The organism is Cupriavidus sp. U2 (genome assembly GCF_009663685.2).
In the GTDB taxonomy this organism is placed as follows: domain Bacteria; phylum Pseudomonadota; class Gammaproteobacteria; order Burkholderiales; family Burkholderiaceae; genus Cupriavidus; species Cupriavidus necator_C.
This window is the reverse complement of sequence record NZ_RCOG02000027.1, coordinates 358,511-377,502: the sequence shown is the minus strand read 5'-3', so window position 1 is coordinate 377,502 and position 18,992 is coordinate 358,511. Positions and strand designations below refer to the sequence as shown.

Sequence of the window (18,992 nt, the reverse complement as noted above, 5' to 3'; positions counted from 1 at the left end):
CTGCGGGCGTGGGCCGATCTGGTGTATGGCGGCGGCCCTGCCCGCCATGGGGCCCGTTGTGGCCTGCTATATATAGAGAGGCGGAGACGATGCCGCCGGCGGCGGCCAGCCCCGCGGCGGGCCGGGCGGTCAGCGGCGCTTGCGGGTGCGCGGAATGAAGATCCGCACGAAATCCGGCGATACGTCGGCGTCCAGCATCGCCACGGCGTCGGTCGACGCGTGGGCGGGCGTCACCACCGTGATGGCGCGCTTGTAGATCAGTGTCGGAGTGGGATCCTCGGCGGTCCGCCCGAGCAGGATCATGTAATTGTCCGACGCCAGCACGATGCCATTGAGCCGCGTGCCATTCGACAGATGCACGACCACCGCGGCACGGCTGGCGCTGTGCGCGGCGAACTGCAACTGCTGCAGCTTTCTGCTGGGTCTGGGAGCCTTGATTTCCTTCTTCACAACTTCTCCGGAAGAGCCCGCGAGGGTTCTGGCGGCTGACAACGGTCCGATGACCAGGGACTTTGCGTGCCGTCGCACTAAAAGTGACGGTTACTGCAGCCTGATCGCGGCGAGAATTGAAACATTCGCTCTCGGAACCGGTGCAGGGACACGACGACATGATTGCAGCGGACAGGCGTTCGAGGGAAGTGATGGACGCTGCCCTGCTACCCGGTGGGGTCGTCTCTGCCAGGAGAGAAGGGGAATACTTCAGGCGGGAGAGTAACAAAGTTTTACAAGTGTTGACGAACCCCCTGCGGGGCTGGGCCTAGAGGATTTGCTCTACTTATTTAGTTGCCGCACTTTTGTGATTTGTGTAGCACATATCGATCGGCTGAGGCTCGCCGCGACTGGCTCATTCTCCACAACCCGCGCCAGCTAAAGGTTTCCGGGAAGCGTCCGTAATTCATCGATAAGTCTAAAAGTGTCTTCTTGCATCACTTTTGGCATGCGAGTGACGCACTCGTTACACCCGCCATCAGGGGAATCCCTGATAGAAACGCGATTTACACCTCATGTAAGCAGGTTTATATTCGCGGTTCGGGACCGGGTACAGCCGGTCCCTTCATAGCAGTCCTGAAAGCCTACGAGCACCCCGCGCGTGGGCTTCTTTTTTTTGAGCCCGCATCCTTCGATGCAATCCGCCGTTCCGGCAGTCTGCCTCGCCCGTCCATTTGCGACGGGATCGAAGTGCCTCAGGCAATTAGACGCCATGCGCTGCGCCCCCAATTTGTGGAAGAGCAGCGACTTTTCCCCCCATTTCATTTATTCGCTCAAGTGCAGCGTGCGGCCCGCCGTTACCGTGCCGTGCGACGCCCCTCCTCGGGCGGACGTAGCGCGTACAAATACAACCCGACAGACGAAAGGTACGAAGTCATGGGCTTGCGGAAAATGGGGATCGGCGCGCGGATGTCGCTGGCATTCGCCGTGGTGGTGGTGCTGCTGGCCGTGGTGGCCACGGTAGGCGTGAGGGCGCTGGGCGGCATGAACGACGCGATGCACCAGGCCGTGGAACAACGGCTGTTGCGCGTGCTGGATCTGAAACTGGCCAAGGAGCGGGTGCTGACGATCGGCATCCTGGTGCGCGACGCCGCCCTGACGGAAGACCCGGCGCTGGCGGAGCAGAACGCCGAGAAGATCGGCAAGATCCGGGAACAGGTCAGCGCCACGCTCGAAGATCTGGGCAAGGTCATGCGGGCTTCCGCAAGCGCCGATTCCAGTGCCAGGTTTGAGCAACTGATGCAGGTGCGCGCCAATTACAACGGCCAGCTCGACCTCGTCATGCAACAACTGCGTGGTGGCGCCTTCGATGGCGCCCGTGCCGGGCTGGTGGTGACCCTGCCGGCGGCCCAGGCGGCGTACTTCGACAGTCTCGATGCCGCCGCCGAACTGGGCCGCAAGATGGCCATGGCGGCGGTCGACGAGGCCTCGGCGCAGTATGTCTTCACGCGCAACGTGCTGATCGGCATGTCGGCCGTGGCTGCCGTCATCGCTGCACTGCTTGGCATCGGACTGGCGCGCTCGGTGACGCGTCCCGCTCACCAGGCGCTGGATGCGGCCGAGGCGCTGGCGCAGGGCCAGCTTGGCCACGCGATCCAGGTGCGCAGCCAGGACGAAATGGGCCGCATGCTCGGCGCACTGGAGCGTGCCTTCGGGCAGCTGGGCACGCTGGTGCGTGGCATCCAGCAGGCAGCCGGTTCGATCGATACCGCCGCCCGCGAAATCGCCAGTGGCAACACCGACCTGTCGCAGCGTACCGAAGAGCAGGCGGCCTCGCTGGAGCAGACCGCTGCATCGATGGAACAGTTGACATCGACCGTGCGCCAGAACGCCGAGAACGCGCGGCAGGCCAACCAGCTTGCCGTCAACGCGTCCGAGGTGGCCACCGAAGGCGGCCGCGCGGTGCGCAGCGTGGTGGATACGATGGACGGGATCTCGAAGTCGTCGGCCCGCGTGTCCGAAATCATCGGCGTGATCGAGGGCATCGCATTCCAGACCAATATCCTGGCGCTGAACGCGGCCGTGGAAGCCGCTCGCGCCGGCGAGCAGGGCCGGGGCTTCAGCGTGGTGGCGGCCGAAGTCCGCAGCCTGGCCCAGCGGTCGTCGTCGGCGGCCAAGGAAATCGGCGAGCTGATCAACGGGTCCGTGCGCCAGGTGCAGGACGGCGCCAAACAGGTTGAGGCGGCCGGCAAGACGATGGACGACATCGTGACCGCCGTGCGCCGCGTGACCGACATCATGGGCGAGATCTCGTCGGCCAGCGAAGAGCAGACCGCCGGCATCGAACAGGTGAGCCTGGCGATTACCCAGATGGAAAGCGTGACGCAGCAGAACGCCGCGCTGGTCGAAGAAGCCAGTGCAGCGGCCGAAAGCCTGCTGCAGCAGGCCGGCGGCCTGGTGACCGAGGTGGCGCGGTTCGACTTGGGGCAGGGCGGCATCGCAACCGCTGAGCCCGTCGCGCGGCACCCGGCAACGCCGCGCGCCGCCGCGGTGGCGGTCGCCAGGCCTGCGCGCGTCATTCCTGCAAAGCCAGCCCGGGCATTGCCCGCGCCCGCCGCCGAGCCGGTGAAGCGGGCCTTGCCGGTCAAGCCAGCCAAGCCGGTCCAGCCTGCAAGGCCGGCCCCGGTGGCTGCACAGGCGCCGGTGACGGCGCGGGCGCCGACCCGCGTGGCCGCCGTGCCCGCCGCGACGCGGCCGCCCGTGCAGCGCAAGGCCAAGGCCGAGCCGGTGCTGTCGCGCCACGGCGCCAGGCCGGCCGCGCCGCGCTCGCCGGTGACGCATCAGCGCAAGGAACCCGTGCTGGCCACGCCGGCCCGCCGTCGGCCCGCCGCCGCGCCGACCCCGGCAACAGCCGATACCGGCGACTGGGAAACGTTTTAACGCTGGTGGTTGCGCAGCGAGGCGGCGCCAGACGCGGCGCCGTCTGCTTGCGTGGCCACGTCCGATGGCTGCCATTGCATGACTGCCATCCCGGCCAGCACCAGTCCCACCCCGGCCAGGCGCATCCAGGTGACGGGCCGGCTGGGGAGCCCCACCAGCCCGAGGTGATCGATCAGCAGCGAAGCCAGCACCTGGCCGGCCACGACGCCGACGATGAAGTTCGCGGTGCCCACACGGGGCGCCAGGATCAGCGCGGCCGTAATGTAGATCACGCCGAACACGCCGCCGATCCACTGCCACCACGGCCCGTGCAGGGCGCCGGCCAGCGCCGGCGGTGGCGCCCGCGTGCCCCACAGCACCGGCAGTACCACCAGCAAGCTCAGCAGCAGGGACAGCACCGTGGCCCACAGCGGATGGCCGAGCAAGCGGCCCAGCGTGGCGTTGGTGCCGGCTTGGAACGGGATCATGGCGCCGGCAAGCAGCGCGATGCCCATCAGCATCCAGGTGGATGCCAGCGGCGTGGCCAAAGGTGCCGTCATGTAAAGTCTCCGGTTCAAGAACGAAGCACCCATGGTGCCCGCGGCTGGGCCGCCAGGGAAATTCGCAATCCTTACCTGAGACATTCGCCGCATGGATGACCTGCGCCGCCTCGACATGAACCTGCTGTTGACGCTGCACGCGTTGCTGACGGAGCAGCACGTCACGCGCGCGGCGGTACGGCTGCACAAGAGCCAGCCGGCGGTCAGCCACGCGCTGGCCCAGTTGCGCGACCTGTTCGACGATCCGCTGCTGGTGCGGCGCGACGCCGGCCTGGTGCTGACGGCGCGCGCGCGCGAACTGCTGCCGCCGCTGGAAGATGCGCTGAGCCAGCTCAACGGCCTGCTGCGCACATCCGCCTTCGATCCGGCCCAGTCCCGGCGCACGTTCCGCCTGGCGCTGTCCGACTACGGCGCGCGCATCATTCTGCCGGCGCTGGTGCGGCGACTGCGGAGCGAGGCGCCCGGCATCGACCTGGCCGCCGTGCAGGCCAGCCGCGAAGCCATGCTCGCCAAGCTGGCCGACGGCGAGATCGATCTGGCGCTGGGCGTGTTTCCGCATCTGCCGCGCGATATCTGTGTCGACCTGCTGTTCGAGGACCACTACATCAGCGTGGCGGACCGCGCCACGCTGCCCGCGCACGGCGACCTGGCGCGCGAGGCGTGGCTGGCCCGTCCCCACGTGCTGGTGGCGATGCGGCTCGATGCGCCGAGCGATATCGACGCCGCCCTGGCGGCAGCGGGCCTGGACCGCCATGTCGCGGTGGTCCTGCCGCACTGGAGCGCGGCGCTGGACGTGGTGGCCGGCACCGACCTGATCCTGACGGTGGCCGCCCGGACGCTGTCCGCCGCGCCGCCCCAGCCGGGGCTGCGCGCGTTCGCGCCACCCGTGGCGCTGCCATCGGTGCCATTTCAGCAGGCCTGGCATGCGCGGCGCGACACCGATCCCGCCCACCGCTGGTTGCGCCAAGCAGTACGCGCATGCTGTGAATCCTTGTCATAAAAGTGATGATGGTGTCGCTTTCAGGCCTCGGTTCCGGGTCCAAAAGCGGGCGTTGAAAGGGAATCGACAAGCGCGGTCTTCAGCAGTCGCCTAAAATAGCGGCTCTCCTTCACCGACAAAAGAGCAGCGAAGCCCGTCCGGGCCTTCATCTGCCAGCCAGGCCACACCATGTCCGCAGCGCCCTCATCCCGGCTTTCCCCCGACGCTCCTCCGGCTGACGTCCCGGTCATGCAGGTCATCTTTGGCCTGATGCTGGCCATCCTGCTCGGCGCGCTCGAACAGTCGATCGTGGCCGTGGTGCTGCCCGACATCGCGCTGCAGCTCAATGGTTTCGAGGACATGGCCTGGGTGATTTCGGCCTATCTGGTGGCGTCGACGGTGGTGACGCCGATCTACGGCAAGCTGTCCGATGTGCTGGGGCGCCGCTCGGTGCTGACGTTCTCGATCATCCTGTTCCTGCTGGCGTCGATCGCCTGTGCGCTCGCCACGACCATGCCGATGCTGATCGTCGCGCGCATCCTGCAGGGCCTGGGCGGCGGCGGGCTGATTTCGGTGTCGCAGGCTACCATCGCCGACGTGGTACCGCTGCGCGAACGCGGCAAGTACCAGGGCTATGTCAGCGGCGTGTGGGCCGTGGCCAGCATGGCGGGGCCGGTGATCGGCGGCTACCTGGCGCACTTCCTGTCGTGGCGCTGGATTTTCTGGATCAACATCCCGCTGGCCCTGATCGCGCTGGTGGTGGTGCGCCGCGCGCTGCGCCATCTGCCCGTGAGCGGCCGCAAGCACAAGATCGACTACCTGGGCGCGTTGCTGTTCGGCGGCGGCCTGTCCGGCGTGCTGGTGTTCCTGACCCGTCTGGGGCAGGGCCATTCGCCGCTGGAACCGCAAACGATCGGCCTGCTGGCGGCGGGCCTGATCGGCATGGTGGTGTTCGTGTGGCAGGAGCGCCGCGCCACCGATCCAGTGATTCCGCTTGCCATGCTGGGCGTGCCCACCGTGGCCATCTGCTGCCTGACGCTGTTCCTGTGCTTCTTCCAGCTGATCGCGATGTCGGTGCTGTTGCCGCTGCGCTTTCAGGTGGTGGGCGGTGCGGCTGCGGACACCGCCGCGCTGCGGCTGGTGCCGCTGACGCTGGCCATTCCGTTCGGCGCGTATGTCTCGGGCCGGCTGATGTCGTGGAGCGGCCGCTACAAGCCGCTGCAGATGACGGGCTGCCTGGTGGCGCCCGTGGCCATCGTGGCGCTGGCATTCACGCCACCGCAATCGGTGACGCTGGCGGCGCTGGTAATGATCGTACTGGGCCTGTCGATCGGCCTGCAGCTGCCCAGCGGGCTGGTAGCGACGCAGAACGCCGTGCCGCCCCAGCAGGTGGGGATCGCCACGGCGCTGACAGCGTTTTCGCGGCTGCTGGGCGGCGCTGTCGGCGTGGCCGTGCTTACCACGGTGCTGATCGCGCTGCTGCGCCATAGCGGCGTGGCGGTGTCGGACATGCGCGGCGGCGAGGATGTGCTGATGAGCATGTTCCGTCGGGCGATGTCCGGCGGCGACCACGGCGATGCCGCCGCCGTGCGTGTGGCGGCCGAGCGTGCGTTCCGCGTGCTGTTCCTGATGAGCGCGGCGGTCTCGTTGATCGCGCCGTTCTTCGTGGCCCGCCTGAAGGAAACGACGCTGCGTGGCAGCCCCGCCGCCGCAGCCAAGGCGGCGGCTACAGCGGAGTAATCAGGCGGCGGGCCGCGCCTGTACCCGCCGTCTGGCACGTGCCGCCAGACCAGGCCCCAGCGCCCAGCGCAGCGTGGGCGCCAGCCCGCGCATGCCGGCAAGTGCCAGCGAGCGGCGCAGCGAAGGGCGGTGCAGACCAAGCATCTGGCGCGCCCAGGGTGGCAGCAGGGCCACGCCGGCATCGGCCATGGTTCGCACGGCTGGCACCAGCAGCGGGTTGGCCACCGGCATCGCCATGATCAGCCGGACCACTTCCTTTGTCCGGTCGCTGTTCACCAGACCGGGACGCTGGGCTTCCAGATAGGCATCGACCCCGGCGCGCGAGCGCGGCACGTCCGGTGCGCCCAGCAACGCCGCGACGGTCGCCTCTTCCGCGAAATACCGATCCTGCTCGGCCACGGACAGCGGCCCCACGTAGCGCAGGTATCCGGCCATGAAGCTCGACACCTCGGCCACGTGCACCCACGTCAGCAGGTCGGGGTCGTCGGCGGCGTAGGGCTGGCCATCGGGTGCCGTGCCCTGGATCGACGCATGGATGCGCTTTACCCGTTCGATCAGCAGCGTCGCGTCGGCCCGGCTGCCGTACGTGGTGCCGGCGATGAACTGCGCGGTGCGCCCCAGGCGGCCCTGCATGTCGGTGCGGAAGCTGGAGTGGTCCCACACGCCGGCCAGCGCGCGCGGGTGTAGCGCCTGCAACAACAGCGCGCTGACGCCGCCGGCCAGCATCGCCGGGAAATCGGCATGCACGCGCCAGCAGACAGCGTCCGGACCGAACAGGCCGGGATCGCCGGGCGGATTGTCGTAGTCGAGGGTCAGCCCGGAATTGCTGCGCGTGAGCGCGCGAACCTGATTGCCGGCGTGGCTGCGCAGGCGACGCATGAGCGGGCCGGTAACAGCGCCCGCGGGCGCACGGTGGGTGGGGTCGGGCGAGGCGGACAAGGTGCGGAACGAAAATGGCGGGTGTTGTCTGGCTGTCGCCAGCATACACCCGCCGTGCCGCCACGGCCGATGGCGGCGCGGTGGCCTCAGTCGTAGCGAAGGTCGGTGGCCTTGCCCCAGAACACGCGGTACGCGTAGACCGTATAGCCCATGATCGTCGGCAGCACCACCGCGGCGCCTAGCAGGATGACCATCAGCGATTCCGGCGCGCTGGCCGCCTGCCAGATGTCGATGCGATCGACCACGAGGTACGGAAAGAGGCTGTAGGCCAGGCCGTTGAATGCCAGCAGGAAGATCACCGCCGTCCCGGCGAACGGCAGCCAGCACCAGCGGTCGCTGCCGTTGGCCTGCAGGTTGCGCATGCGGCGCAGGAACCGCTCGATTACCACGAACAGGCCCATCGTCAGCAACGGGATCGGCGCCAGCATGATGATGTTCGGCAGCGCAAACCACTTGTCGAAGATGCGCGTGCTGACCATCGGCGTGACCACCGAGATCGCCGCCACGCCGGCCGCCGTCAGCCACAGGCTGCGCCGCGCCCAGTAGATGGCACGCAACTGCAGGCTGCCCGTGGTCTTCATGATCAGCCACGTGGCGCCCAGCAGGCAGTAGCCGGCCACCAGGCAAAGCCCCACGGCCACGGCGAACAGCAGGTTGGGCAGGTCGTAGCGGAAGCCGGTGATATAGAGGCCCAGCATCAGCCCCTGCGAGAAGCTGGCCAGCAGCGAGCCAGCATAGAACGCGAAGTTCCACCACGGCTTGTGCGGATCGCGCGCCTTGACGCGGAAGTCGAACGCCACGCCGCGGATGATCAGTCCGGCCAGCATCAACGCCACGGGCAGGTACAGGTTGGTCAGGATGACGCCGTGGGCCAGCGGGAACGCCGTCAACAGCAGCCCCACGCCGAGCACCAGCCAGGTTTCGTTGGCATCCCAGAACGGGCCGATCGACGCGATCATGGTGTCCTTGTCGGCATCGTCGGCGCGGCGCAGCAGCACGCCCACGCCCAGGTCGTAGCCGTCGAGGATCACGTAGATCAGCATCGACAGGCCCATCAGCGCCAGGAACACCAGCGGCAGCCAGCCGGCCGGCTGGGTCAGGTCGTGAATCGTGGCCGGGTTCATTGCGCGCTCCTGGGTTGGTCGATGACGGGTTGCGGCGTGCCCTCGGTGGGGCTGGACGCGGCGGACTTGCCCGCCTTGCGGGCCAGGTGGAAAACCACCGATATGTAGGCCACGATCAGCGCCAGATACAGCGACAGGTACATGGCGAGGGTGCTGCCGATCATGGCGGCGGGCACCTTCGAGGCGGCCTGGGCGGTGGTCAGCACGCCATAGACCAGATAAGGCTGCCGGCCGATCTCGGTCACATACCAGCCCGCCACCAGCGCGATCCAGCCAGAAAACGTCATCGCCACCAGCACGCGTGCCAGCCACGGTGACGGCGCGCCCTGCCGGCGGATCTGCCAGGTGCCCAGCCACGACACGGCCAGCATCAGCAGGCCAACCCCTACCATGATGCGGAAGGCGAAGAACAGCGGTGCCACGGGCGGATGCCGATCGGCAAAGGCGTCGATGCCCTTGATCTCGCCGTCGGCCTTGTGGGTCAGGTAGATCGACGCGAGTTTTGGAATCGCGATCTCGAAGTCATTCGACTGCGTGGTCGCATTGGGCAGGCCGAACAGCACGGCCGGCGCGCCCTTTTCGGTCTTCCAGATTCCTTCCATCGCCGCGATCTTGGCCGGCTGGTGATGCAGCGTGTTCAGGCCGTGCAGGTCGCCGACCACGATCTGCAGCGGAATCAGCAACGCCGCCAGCGTCACGCCGGTGCACAGCGAATGCATGACTTCGCGGCTGCGGTCGTGGCGCAGCCAGCGATAGGCCGAGATGCCGGCCAGCAGGAAGGCCACGGTCAGGCCCGACGCCAGCAGCATGTGCACGAGCCGGTAGGGGAACGACGGGTTGAAGATGACCTGGAGCCAGCTGGTGACATGCGCGCGGCCGTCGATCATCTCGAAGCCGGCCGGGGTTTGCATCCACGAGTTCAGCGCCAGGATCCAGAACGCCGACAGCGTGGTGCCGCCGGCCACCAGCAGCGTGGCGATGGTGTGCATGCGATTGCCCACGCGCCGCATGCCGAACAGCATGATGCCGAGGAAGGTGGCTTCGAGGAAGAACGCGGTCAGCACTTCGTAGGCCAGCAACGGGCCGGCGATGTTGCCCACGGTTTCCATGTAGCCGGGCCAGTTGGTGCCGAACTGGAAGCTCATGGTGATGCCGCTGACCACGCCCAGCGCGAAGGTCAGCGCGAAGATCTTGACCCAGACGCGGTAGGCGTCCATCCAGCTTTCATCGCCGGTCTTGTTGTAGCGCAGCTTGAAGAACAGCAGCACCCACCCCAGCGAGATGCTGATGGTGGGAAACAGGATGTGGAACGTGATATTCGCGGCGAACTGGATGCGCGCCAGTATGACCGGATCGACACTTGCAAACACGGGTTACTCCTTGCGGGGGCGGGCAGACTTTGCGGGGGGCTTGCTGCTGGCGGACTTCGCCGGGGCCTTGTCGGCCTTGGCAGTCTTGTCTTTCGCGGCGCCGCCCATGCCGATGGCAGAGGTCAGCCGGTCCTTGACGTCCAGCAGCTTCGTGACGCGCGAGCCCAGGCGCATCAGCTTTTCGAGGGTGGCGACATCGAGCTTCTGCATGTCGCCGAACCATGTCGTGACCAGCAGGATCAGCCCGTACATCTCCTTCATGCGGGCCTGGGCGTGCCGGTCTTCGTCGGACAGCGGCGTTTCCAGCTGGACTTCGCGCAGCATCGACAACGTGGGATCGATCTCGCGCCGGCGACGTTCCTCGGCCAGCGTGCGGAAGATCGCCCAGACATCGTCGGGCGCGGAGAAATACTCGCGGCGGTCGCCGGGCTGGTGCGACAGCCTCACCAGGTTCCAGGATTCCAGTTCCTTGAGCCCGATGCTGACATTGGAGCGCGAAAATCCAAGTGATTCCGCGATCTCGTCCGCATTCAGCGGCCGCGCGGCGGTAAAGAGGAGGGCATAGATCTGACCAACCGTACGGTTGATCCCCCAGCGGCTGCCCATCTCACCGAAGTGGAGGACAAATCGCTGGACCAGGGGCGAGAGCTGCATTGTCTGTTTTGAATTTTCAAAAATTTGTGAAAGTTTAGAACAAAACTTAGAAACGTGCGCGGGGCGGATGGGGTGGAGGGGTGTGGCGGGGTGTCGCAGTGCCGCGGATGAACCTGAAGTGGTCATTGGAGATCACTGTCCGCCGCGGACGAGGATGCGATAAAGCGGTGGCCCAAAGGACTGCCCGTAAGATGCCACCGGTGTCAACTCGACACTAGAACTTCCATCAAAGCGGCTTGGGCGAGTACAGGGCGCTTTGGAATTCCGGGACGTACTCGTACTTGAGCATCTTGCCGAGCTTCAAGGACTTGATGAATGTCGACAGGCTTCCTTCAGTCAAGCCGAGGCTCACCGTGTCCGCATTTGTGGTGGAGGCATAGCTGAGCTGCCGGGAAGTTGCAATACCGGTGGTCAATTTCCCTTGCTGATCCACGTTTGTAAAGCGATGGGTCACCATCGAGATCTTGCTCGAGAGATCGCCCAGCTTTTCCGCGTCGATGGTGACATCGACTTTGCCCGTTTCGTTGTCGAGGATCTTGACGATGACTGACTTCTCGGTCTCGCGGTAGTTAATGCCTGTCAGCCATTTGGGCAGGTTATAGCCGACAACACCGCGTACCCTCGCCAGCTCCGTGTTGACAGGAAGCTTCAGTACGTAGCCCCAGAAGTCGCCGGACATCGCCTGACTTATCAACGTGAGTGGTCCCAGGTTGGAAGTGGCCGGCCCATTCGTGAGGACCGAGAGACCCATCTCGTTGTAAGCGTCGTTATCGCAAAAGTGGTAGGCGTAGGCGGTGAGCGCGACAAGGTCGCGGCCGGGCCAGATCTGAAGCGGTTGCACCTTCTCGAGCACGTCCGCCGGCATCAATTCCCGCAACCTGTACAAGTCGGCGGTGAAGATGATCGTCACCCTACTGTTCTTGTAGTAGAAATTTGGCGAATAGGATTCGAAGCCAATATCCACCTTCTCCTTCTTGAGTTCCTTGAACCAGCTCAGGTCAACGTCCGGGGCTTCCGCCTCAATGACGGAAAGAGGAGGATTGGAGCGATAGCGGTCATACAGCCCGCCTTTTACGACAGGGACCTCATGGCCGCCGATATCGATGGTTGTGCTCTCTGTGTGCCGGATATCCGATGCGCCATCGGCCCAGACAGGGCTCAAATTGGCGCTCAGAAGTACACCGGTAGCCGCCGCCAGTTTTCGGATCTTCATGTGGTTGGGTAGTGGTAATTGGATCGTGCGTCGACTCTAAGTTTGAAGTCAGCTTTAATGTCAACATCATTTTTGGCTGACAGCGGACTGCCACGGGAGGCTGGAGTTCTCGTGCCTCCAGGTTAATATGTGAACGAATAGCCGCTATTAGGAGCGTGTTCTCGGTGCGGGTGCCTGACGGATGCTTGACCTTCAAGTTCCGTTGAACCTTAGAGTTCGGACTGAAGGCAGTTTCAACGTATTCAGCCATGGGGAATGGTCAGCGACATTGGGAGCCGGTTTGGCCCCACCAACTCTGCGCGAGGGGTGTGAAAGACATGAAGATCGGAGAACTGGCAAAGCGGACCGGCCTCGCCCCATCGCGAATCCGCTTCTACGAGGGCATCGGTCTCCTGAAGGTCGAGCGTCAGGCGAACGGCTACCGAAGCTATCCATCCCAAGCCGTGCTGCTGCTCAACCTGATCGCCAGCGCGCAGCAGGCAGGCTTCACGCTCGACGAGATTCGCGCGCTGCTGCCTCCCGATCTGGCGGAATGGCAGCATGGGTCGCTGGTCGAAACGCTGCGCAACAAGGTGCGTGACATCGAGGCAATGGAGGCGCGGCTCGCTCAGAGCAAGGCGCACATTCATGCCCTGCTGGCTGATATCGAGGGCAAGCCAGCGGGAATCGACTGCGCTACCAACGCGAAGCCGGTGCTGTCGCACATCCGATCCGGGGAAATGGAAGGCTCGAGCCTGGCACCCGACGACGTCGCCATGTTTCGAAAGGCAAGCCGGCGCCGGCGGGAAGAACCCACGTAGTGGACAGGCGATAACCGGTCATCACACGTCCACGCGACCGCCGGCTGAATGGCGGAATGTCATCAGACCCCTGGACCAGGGCAAGGAAGCAATACATGAATCTGGACGTCAACCACAGGCCGGTCAGCGTCGAATGCGACCCGGCCACCCCCCTGTTATGCGGCACGGTGGTCAATCCGGGTGTCGTTGCCCAGCAGATGGAAAGCGGGATTATCTTCGGGCTGACGGCCGCACTGTACAGCCACATTCAGATCAAGGACGGACAGATCCTGCAGACCAACTTCACCGACTATCCGATGATCAAGATGGCGGAGACACCCTTGATCGAGACCCACATTGTGCCGAGCACGGCCGAACCCAGCGGCGTCGGTGAAGTGGCCGTGCCGCCGATCGCGCCCGCCGTGGCACATGCCGTCGCCCAGCTCACTGGCAAGCCAGTTCGGCAACTGCCAATGGTGTAAGGCAGCGGGCTATCGCGACCCTTCACGGACGTTTGCCACGGCCATGCCAATGGCCGTGGCGACCGAGGTGGCGGCCATCGGCATTTCGCGCAGTACGCGCTCCAGACCCGACGTCATTCCGGGCGAATATTGCCCTGCTTAATGACTGTCGCCCATTTCTCGCGCTCGGCATCCAGGAACTTCCGGAATTCCTGGGGCTTATCGCCAGAAGCTTCCGCGCCGATCGCCGCGAGACGTTCCTTGACGGCGGGCTGTGTCAAGACCTCGATGGTTGCCTTGTTGATCTTGTCGATGATCTCCGCGGAGGTGCCAGCGGGCGCGAACAAGCCGTTCCACTCATACACCTGGTAGCCCGGCAGCCCCGATTCGGCGATGGTAGGGACATCTGGCAGTGCGGGAGACCGCTTCGCGCCTGTGGTCGCCAGTACCTTCAACTTCTTGCCGGAGACCAGTGGGTAAGACGCTGCCATGTTGCTGAACATCATGTCGACCTGGCCGCCCATCAGGTCGCTCAACGCTGGTGCACCGCCCTTGTAGGGTACGTGCAGCATATTCAGCCCGGACTGTTGACGGAACAGTTCTGCCGCCAGGTGCTGTGCGGTGCCCGAACCCGCCGACGCATAGGTGAGTTTTCCAGGCGTCGCCTTCGCGCGCGCCACGATATCCTTGGGCGAATTGAACGGAGAGTTCGGTGGCACCACCAGGAGGTTAGGCACGCGTACCACGAGTGAGATGGGAGCAAAGTCCTTCGCGGTATCGTAGGGAAGCTTCGGTTGCAGGCTGGGGTTGACCGAAAAAGCGGTGGCGTCGAGCAGCAGGGTGTAACCGTCCGGCGCGGCCTTGGCGACAGCGCCCGCACCGATCACACCGCTTGCGCCGGGGCGGTTGTCGACAACGATGGTCTGGCCCAGCTTGGTGCCCAGAGGTGCGGCGACAATGCGGGCGACCGTATCGGCCGCGCCGCCTGCCGGATAGGGAACGACGAGGCGAATTGGATGATCGGGATAGGCGGCGCTGGCACAGGTGGCCGCGCACAGCAGTGCGAGGCTGGCAATGGATCCGGTAACGGGCTTGAACATTCTTGTCTCCAGAAGGTGTAGCTGTCGTTATGGTTTAGACGGTTGCGATCGGCGTCGCGGGCGATCCGACGGCACCGGGAAGGCGCAGAGGCGGCGCGGTCAGCAGGAAGCGGCTACGTTTGTTCTCGCGCAGCCAGTATGCCAACGGTGTCAAATGCCAAAGCTCGCCCAGGTGGATGCCATTCTTGAACAGGCAATGTTCATGCAGCGGCAGTCGTGGCCCGCGAATGGGCGAAGGCGTCAGCGGTTTCGGCACAACCAGTTCCACGGCGGGATTGTCTGCCAGCAGGCACGCCAGGCGCGAGTCGGTGATCCAATTGAGCACCTTCGCGTCGTAGCCGTCCAATCCGGTGCCGGATTCGTGAAGTACCTTGAGGTCTGGCGACTTGTTCATCGACAGCAAAGTGTCGGCGAACCCGGTATGGAGACAGACCATATCGCCCGGCTCGACCGTTACGTTATCGGCTTCCAGAATGCGCATGAGGTGGTCGTAGCCGACGGCTTGTCGTTTGCGGCCAATGTGGCGCTCGATGTCGATCATGACGCCACGACCTTGCGCGCCGTGCTCGGCAAGCACGGCAATACTCAACGCGCCGGCTTCCGGGTTCTCGTATCTTGCCCATGCCTCGGGGGCTTGCGTCTCGACACCGGCTCTGATGTCCTCGCCGGCCCGGAAGCCGTTGTAGAAGACAGCTTCGTCGCTGCCGTCACCGTCGGCATCGAAATGACTGCCCACGTGTGCCAGGCTGTCCCACTGCGTGGAATATTGCAGGCTCATGAGCACGACATCGTCATTGACCACGTCCGTCAGATCGGGGTCCTCGGAACGGTACGACCAGCAGAAGCCCTGCTGCCCGGCGCTCTTCCCATCCCGAACGACGGCGAATCGCCGCGGTGGCTGCCGACGCACGTTCATGGTTTGGCCGCCGGGGTAATCGAGGGGAAGCGAAAGGCAAAACGTAATGCCTTCGCGTACTTCCGCGACGCCTTGCAGTACCTTGGCACGATCCACGAGGTTCATGCGTCCACGCTGATCGTTTGGCCCAAACTCGCCCCAATTGCTGCCGTCCGGCTTACGCTGCCACCGCCTTGGTGCTTCACTCATGTCGGCTCCTTACTGCAGCTTCGCAAGTTCGGCCAGCACGTTCTTCGCAGCGGCGACGCCCATGTTGACGAAGGCATCGCTGGTGACGCCGCCGATGTGCGGACTGAGGATGAACTTGCTGTTTCTGAAGAAGGGATGATCGGCAGGTGGCGGCTCTTGCTGCAACGAATCCAGGCCTGCTGCAGCCACTTTTCCGCTTCCAACGGCTGCCAGAAGTGCCGCTTCGTCGATGAGCCCGCCGCGTGCGGTATTGACGATGATCACGCCGTCCTTGCATCGGGACAGGCTGGCCTCGTTGAGCAGGCCGCGATTGTCGGCCGTCAGGGGGCAGTGGAACGAGATGACATCCGAGGTTTCCCAGATCGCGTCCAGGCTGACGGGCTCGATGCTCGTCGGCAGATCGGCGGCATAAGGGTCATATCCGATCACCTTCATATCCATGGCACAGGCGATCCGCGCGAAGCGCCGGCCGATCGCACCCAGGCCGACGAGGCCGAGCGTGCGCCCCTGCAGTTCGAGACTTTGGTGCGTCGATTTGTCCCAATGGCCATTGCGTGTTCGCTGGTCCAGCGTCACCACCGATTTCGCGCAAGCCAGCATTAGCGCCAGTGCCTGCTCGGCCACTGCCGCCGCATTTGCGCCTGCCGCAGCCACCACTTTGACGCCGCGCGCCTTCGCTGCTTCCTGGTCGATGTTGTCGATGCCACTTCCGTGCTTCGACAGGACGCGGATCGACGGCGCCGCATCGAGCGCCATGGCGCCCACCTTGCTCGTGCGGACGATGATCGCCACAGGCGCGTATCGGCGGCAAAGTGCTGCGGTTTCTTCTTCGGTTGCCGCTTTTCCTGCATAGACCAGTTCGAAGTCGGACAGCAGCGCGACCGCCTGTGGCGCAATGTTCGCCGCGGTCACAACGATGACGGGCTTGGCTGGCGTACTCACAGCGTTTCTCCAGCCTTCAGGACACCGGCGGCACGCAGGGCATCGTCCAGCCAGGACGGTCGCAGTGCTTCGCCAGACTTGATACCTTCGATGCGTTTGCGCTCCGCCGCTACCTTCTTTGCAGCCTCCTCGATCAGAGACGGCGCCTTTTCGCGTTCGATGACGACCACGCCGTCCGCATCGCCGATGACGAGGTCGCCCGGGCGCACCGTAACCCCGCCACATTGAATCGGATGATTGACGCGGCCGGGTACGAACTTGGTGGGCCCGTTGGGATTCAGCCCTACGGAGTACATGGGAAAGCCCGTCTCGATGATCTCTTCGGCATCCCGCGCAGCGGCGTCGAGAACGACGGCCGCCACACCAAGAGCAATGCACTGATTGACCATGATTGCGCCCATCAGCGCGCTGTTTTGGTCGCCTTTGCCGTCAACGATGATGACGTCGCCAGGCTTGGCCAGTGCCATCGCGGCGTGAATCATGAGGTTATCCCCGGGGCGAACTTCCACGGTGACAGCCGGACCGCAGAACTTGCTCTTTTGGCTCAGTGGTGCGATCCGTCCGTGCAGGCCGCCGCGGCGGCCCGCGACATCGGCGAAGATCGAAGACGCGAACTCGGACGCCTGCCTGACGATGTCGGACGAAACGCGTTCGAAATCACGGATGACATCAGGAAGTTGCTGGGTGGGCGACATAGTTGCTCCTAAAGTGTACGAGTGAAGCCAGCCGCGCAGTTGGCAAGGCAACTGACGGATCGTGAAACTGCGAAAGTGGAATCCGGCGCGCGGGCGCGCGCCGATGCGTTAATCGATGGTCGCGCCCGAGTCGCTGACCACGACTCGCCAGCGAGCAAGATCCTTTTGCAATAGGCCGGCAAACGCCGAGCTACTACCGCCCAGGACCTGTCCGCCTTCCGCCTCGATCTTGGAACGCACGGCCGGGACCTGGAGTACGCGATTCAATTCAGCGTTGAGTCTCGCGACGATGGGTGCCGGGGTGCCGGCGGGTGCAAGCAGACCGAACCATGTGTCCGCGTCGAATTGCTTTACGCCGGCTTCCGCTACGGTCGGCGTGTTCGGCAGTTGCGGCGATCGCTTCGCAGAGGTCACGGCGATTCCGCGCAACTTGCCCATCTTGATTTGACCCATCACCGTCGGGACGGAGCCAATATAGATTTCTACCTGGCCACTCAGAACGTCAGTGAGAGCCTGCGATGCACCCTTGTATGGAATGTGCTGCATCTTCACACCGGCCTGCTTTTGCAGGAGTTCCATGGCGAGGTGGGCGACCGTACCGTTGCCCGGCGTGCCGAACGTGACCGTGCCTGGCTTGGCTTTTGCGGCGGCAAGCACGTCGGTCAGATTCTTGTACGGTGAACTGTTGTTGGTAACAATCGCGAGCGGTGCGGAGGCAATCAAGCCGATAGGCGTCAGATCTTTCGTCGGGTCATACGGCAGCTTCTTGTACAGCGACGGGTTGATAGCAAGATTGCTGGTCTGGCCGAATACCAGCGTGTAGCCGTCAGGCGATGCTTTGGCCGCAGCTTCGACGCCGAGGTTGCCGCCAGCCCCTGGCTTGTTGTCGACGATGATGGTCCACTTCAGGTCCGGGCTAAGTTGTTGGGCGATCTCGCGCGAGAAGGTATCCGGCGCGCCCCCCGGTGGGAAGGGAACGATGAGGCGAATGGGCTTGGTCGGATAGGTGTCTGCGGCGTATGCAGGAAGGCCAGGCACTGCGGCAATGGCGCATGCCGCGAGAACGCGAAGGATGATGTTCAAGGGTGTCTCCAGTCGAACTTGTATTTGTGCCTCGACTATAGATTTCTGTTCCGTGCTATACAATCGCGTTGTCCATAGCGGAACATGTGCCATGAAACGGAATGCTCAGCCTGCCCAAGCCCCCGAGGGTGCCGATAAAGACACAATCATCGCGGTCACGCGCGCCTTGCAAATTCTGGAGGCGTTCTCCGCCGATGACGCTTCGTTGACCCTGTCGGAGTTGAGCCGACGAGTCGGGATGGGCAAATCGACCGTTCTGCGCACGGCGCGGACGCTTGCGCAAAGTGAGTACCTGGTCCAACGCGAAGATGGCCAATGGCGCCTCGGCGCTGCCGCAGGGTGGCTGGGTGCGCGCTATCAGGCTGCATTTCGCGTGAATGAAACGGTGGAGCCGGTGCTCAGGCGAATCAGCTACGAAACACGCGAAAGCGCGGCCTTTTATGTCCGGGAAGGAGACACTCGGGCCTGCCTGGTGCGAGTGGAAGGACCGGGCGCGGTGCGGCACCACGTGCGCGTGGGGGAACGGCTTCCTCTCACCGGGGCGCCGGGCAGAGTGTTGCGGGCGTTCGCAGGCGAAAGCGGCGAGCCATACGAGACCATCCGCAGGGATGGTTATTTCATTTCAATGGGCGAACGGGAGCCTGAAGTTTCGAGCCTGGCGGTCCCGGTGTTTGGAATCCACTGGACGTTGGCCGGGGCTCTTTGCATCTCCGGGCCCATTAGCCGGCTGACGCGCGAAAAGCTGGCCGAGTATGTTGATCTGTTGCTGGCAGCGGGAAAGGAAGTGTCCTATGCAATTTCCGGCTCCCGGGACCCGAGCGTCCGCCCTACGACATGGCATCCGTGATCTCGAAAGGGCGATTCTGAGCCACTGCTGTGATTACCTGATGAGAGCCAGGT

17 protein-coding genes and 1 pseudogene are annotated in these 18,992 nt (G+C 64.5%); 6 read left to right on the top strand and 12 right to left on the bottom strand.

Annotation, left to right across the window (positions count from 1 at the left end; all coding sequences use genetic code 11):
- Window positions 1-129 precede the first annotated feature (129 nt).
- Window positions 130-450 carry an RNA chaperone Hfq gene (locus D9X30_RS21295; RefSeq protein WP_092599433.1) on the bottom strand — a complete coding sequence of 107 codons (321 nt, stop codon included), beginning with the start codon at window positions 448-450 and terminating at the stop codon, window positions 130-132.
- Window positions 451-1,398: 948 nt separating this feature from the next.
- Here D9X30_RS21295 and D9X30_RS21290 point away from each other — a divergent pair.
- The gene (locus D9X30_RS21290) at window positions 1,399-3,369 is read left to right on the top strand and encodes a methyl-accepting chemotaxis protein (RefSeq protein ID WP_228770753.1); all 1,971 of its coding nucleotides are present in this window, start codon (window positions 1,399-1,401) and stop codon (window positions 3,367-3,369) included.
- Here the strand turns inward: D9X30_RS21290 and D9X30_RS21285 are convergent.
- Window positions 3,366-3,908, bottom strand: coding sequence for a DMT family transporter (locus tag D9X30_RS21285; RefSeq protein WP_153945894.1), 543 nt, complete (start codon window positions 3,906-3,908; stop codon window positions 3,366-3,368). The genes D9X30_RS21290 and D9X30_RS21285 overlap by 4 nt on opposite strands.
- A gap of 91 nt (window positions 3,909-3,999) precedes the next feature.
- Here D9X30_RS21285 and D9X30_RS21280 point away from each other — a divergent pair, with 91 nt between their 5' ends.
- Window positions 4,000-4,908 carry a LysR family transcriptional regulator gene (locus D9X30_RS21280; RefSeq protein WP_153945895.1) on the top strand — a complete coding sequence of 303 codons (909 nt, stop codon included), beginning with the start codon at window positions 4,000-4,002 and terminating at the stop codon, window positions 4,906-4,908.
- A 168-nt stretch (window positions 4,909-5,076) separates the two neighbouring features.
- Complete coding sequence (locus D9X30_RS21275) at window positions 5,077-6,627, top strand: MDR family MFS transporter (protein WP_153945896.1); 1,551 nt, start codon at window positions 5,077-5,079, stop codon at window positions 6,625-6,627.
- Here D9X30_RS21275 and D9X30_RS21270 read toward each other — a convergent pair whose 3' ends face one another.
- From D9X30_RS21270 to D9X30_RS21250, 5 genes are all read right to left on the bottom strand, one after another.
- A complete protein-coding gene (locus D9X30_RS21270) occupies window positions 6,628-7,506 on the bottom strand; it encodes an oxygenase MpaB family protein (protein ID WP_228770755.1) in 879 nt (292 codons plus the stop codon).
- A gap of 146 nt (window positions 7,507-7,652) precedes the next feature.
- Window positions 7,653-8,690, bottom strand: a complete 1,038-nt coding sequence (locus D9X30_RS21265; RefSeq protein ID WP_153945898.1) for a cytochrome d ubiquinol oxidase subunit II — start codon at window positions 8,688-8,690, stop codon at window positions 7,653-7,655.
- Window positions 8,687-10,060 (bottom strand): cytochrome ubiquinol oxidase subunit I, encoded by a 1,374-nt coding sequence (locus tag D9X30_RS21260; RefSeq protein WP_249641037.1) that lies wholly within the window; start codon window positions 10,058-10,060, stop codon window positions 8,687-8,689. Before D9X30_RS21260 ends, D9X30_RS21265 begins: the two co-directional genes overlap by 4 nt.
- Before the next feature lie 3 nt (window positions 10,061-10,063).
- Entirely contained in the window at window positions 10,064-10,714 is a 651-nt protein-coding gene (locus D9X30_RS21255) for a GbsR/MarR family transcriptional regulator (protein ID WP_153945899.1), read from the bottom strand.
- A gap of 226 nt (window positions 10,715-10,940) precedes the next feature.
- A complete protein-coding gene (locus D9X30_RS21250) occupies window positions 10,941-11,927 on the bottom strand; it encodes a FlaG family protein (RefSeq protein WP_153945900.1) in 987 nt (328 codons plus the stop codon).
- Window positions 11,928-12,244: 317 nt separating this feature from the next.
- On the opposite strand from D9X30_RS21250, the gene D9X30_RS21245 reads away from it, so the two are divergent.
- Together D9X30_RS21245 and D9X30_RS21240 are read left to right on the top strand one after the other, a co-directional pair.
- A complete protein-coding gene (locus D9X30_RS21245) occupies window positions 12,245-12,727 on the top strand; it encodes a MerR family transcriptional regulator (protein WP_153945901.1) in 483 nt (160 codons plus the stop codon).
- Window positions 12,728-12,885: 158 nt separating this feature from the next.
- Window positions 12,886-13,188, top strand: a pseudogene (locus D9X30_RS21240) (molybdopterin cofactor-binding domain-containing protein); the annotation flags it as partial.
- A gap of 113 nt (window positions 13,189-13,301) precedes the next feature.
- Here D9X30_RS21240 and D9X30_RS21235 read toward each other — a convergent pair.
- From D9X30_RS21235 to D9X30_RS21215, 5 genes are all read right to left on the bottom strand, one after another.
- Window positions 13,302-14,267 carry a tripartite tricarboxylate transporter substrate binding protein gene (locus tag D9X30_RS21235; RefSeq protein ID WP_153945902.1) on the bottom strand — a complete coding sequence of 322 codons (966 nt, stop codon included), beginning with the start codon at window positions 14,265-14,267 and terminating at the stop codon, window positions 13,302-13,304.
- Window positions 14,268-14,301: 34 nt separating this feature from the next.
- Window positions 14,302-15,372 (bottom strand): cyclase family protein, encoded by a 1,071-nt coding sequence (locus D9X30_RS21230; RefSeq protein WP_153945903.1) that lies wholly within the window; start codon window positions 15,370-15,372, stop codon window positions 14,302-14,304.
- A 9-nt stretch (window positions 15,373-15,381) separates the two neighbouring features.
- On the bottom strand, window positions 15,382-16,314 hold the full coding sequence (locus D9X30_RS21225) for an NAD(P)-dependent oxidoreductase (RefSeq protein WP_249641036.1): 933 nt from the start codon (window positions 16,312-16,314) through the stop codon (window positions 15,382-15,384).
- Window positions 16,311-17,009, bottom strand: a complete 699-nt coding sequence (locus tag D9X30_RS21220) for an RraA family protein (protein ID WP_153945904.1) — start codon at window positions 17,007-17,009, stop codon at window positions 16,311-16,313. The genes D9X30_RS21225 and D9X30_RS21220 overlap by 4 nt, the downstream gene beginning before the upstream one ends.
- A 108-nt stretch (window positions 17,010-17,117) precedes the next feature.
- Entirely contained in the window at window positions 17,118-18,092 is a 975-nt protein-coding gene (locus tag D9X30_RS21215; protein ID WP_228770756.1) for a Bug family tripartite tricarboxylate transporter substrate binding protein, read from the bottom strand.
- A 91-nt stretch (window positions 18,093-18,183) separates the two neighbouring features.
- Here D9X30_RS21215 and D9X30_RS21210 point away from each other — a divergent pair, with 91 nt between their 5' ends.
- On the top strand, window positions 18,184-18,939 hold the full coding sequence (locus tag D9X30_RS21210; RefSeq protein ID WP_153945906.1) for an IclR family transcriptional regulator: 756 nt from the start codon (window positions 18,184-18,186) through the stop codon (window positions 18,937-18,939).
- The last annotated feature ends 53 nt before the right edge of the window (window positions 18,940-18,992 follow it).

What these genes read in the sequence shown, in the direction of transcription:
- D9X30_RS21290 (WP_228770753.1), top strand. Translation starts at nt 1,399, where the DNA reads ATGTCGCTGGCATTCGCCGTGGTGGTGGTGCTGCTGGCCGTGGTGGCC.
- D9X30_RS21285 (WP_153945894.1), bottom strand. Translation starts at nt 3,908, where the DNA reads ATGACGGCACCTTTGGCCACGCCGCTGGCATCCACCTGGATGCTGATG.
- D9X30_RS21280 (WP_153945895.1), top strand. Translation starts at nt 4,000, where the DNA reads ATGGATGACCTGCGCCGCCTCGACATGAACCTGCTGTTGACGCTGCAC.
- D9X30_RS21275 (WP_153945896.1), top strand. Translation starts at nt 5,077, where the DNA reads ATGTCCGCAGCGCCCTCATCCCGGCTTTCCCCCGACGCTCCTCCGGCT.
- D9X30_RS21270 (WP_228770755.1), bottom strand. Translation starts at nt 7,506, where the DNA reads ATGCGTCGCCTGCGCAGCCACGCCGGCAATCAGGTTCGCGCGCTCACG.
- D9X30_RS21265 (WP_153945898.1), bottom strand. Translation starts at nt 8,690, where the DNA reads ATGAACCCGGCCACGATTCACGACCTGACCCAGCCGGCCGGCTGGCTG.
- D9X30_RS21255 (WP_153945899.1), bottom strand. Translation starts at nt 10,714, where the DNA reads ATGCAGCTCTCGCCCCTGGTCCAGCGATTTGTCCTCCACTTCGGTGAG.
- D9X30_RS21250 (WP_153945900.1), bottom strand. Translation starts at nt 11,927, where the DNA reads ATGAAGATCCGAAAACTGGCGGCGGCTACCGGTGTACTTCTGAGCGCC.
- D9X30_RS21245 (WP_153945901.1), top strand. Translation starts at nt 12,245, where the DNA reads ATGAAGATCGGAGAACTGGCAAAGCGGACCGGCCTCGCCCCATCGCGA.
- D9X30_RS21235 (WP_153945902.1), bottom strand. Translation starts at nt 14,267, where the DNA reads ATGTTCAAGCCCGTTACCGGATCCATTGCCAGCCTCGCACTGCTGTGC.
- D9X30_RS21230 (WP_153945903.1), bottom strand. Translation starts at nt 15,372, where the DNA reads ATGAGTGAAGCACCAAGGCGGTGGCAGCGTAAGCCGGACGGCAGCAAT.
- D9X30_RS21220 (WP_153945904.1), bottom strand. Translation starts at nt 17,009, where the DNA reads ATGTCGCCCACCCAGCAACTTCCTGATGTCATCCGTGATTTCGAACGC.
- D9X30_RS21210 (WP_153945906.1), top strand. Translation starts at nt 18,184, where the DNA reads ATGAAACGGAATGCTCAGCCTGCCCAAGCCCCCGAGGGTGCCGATAAA.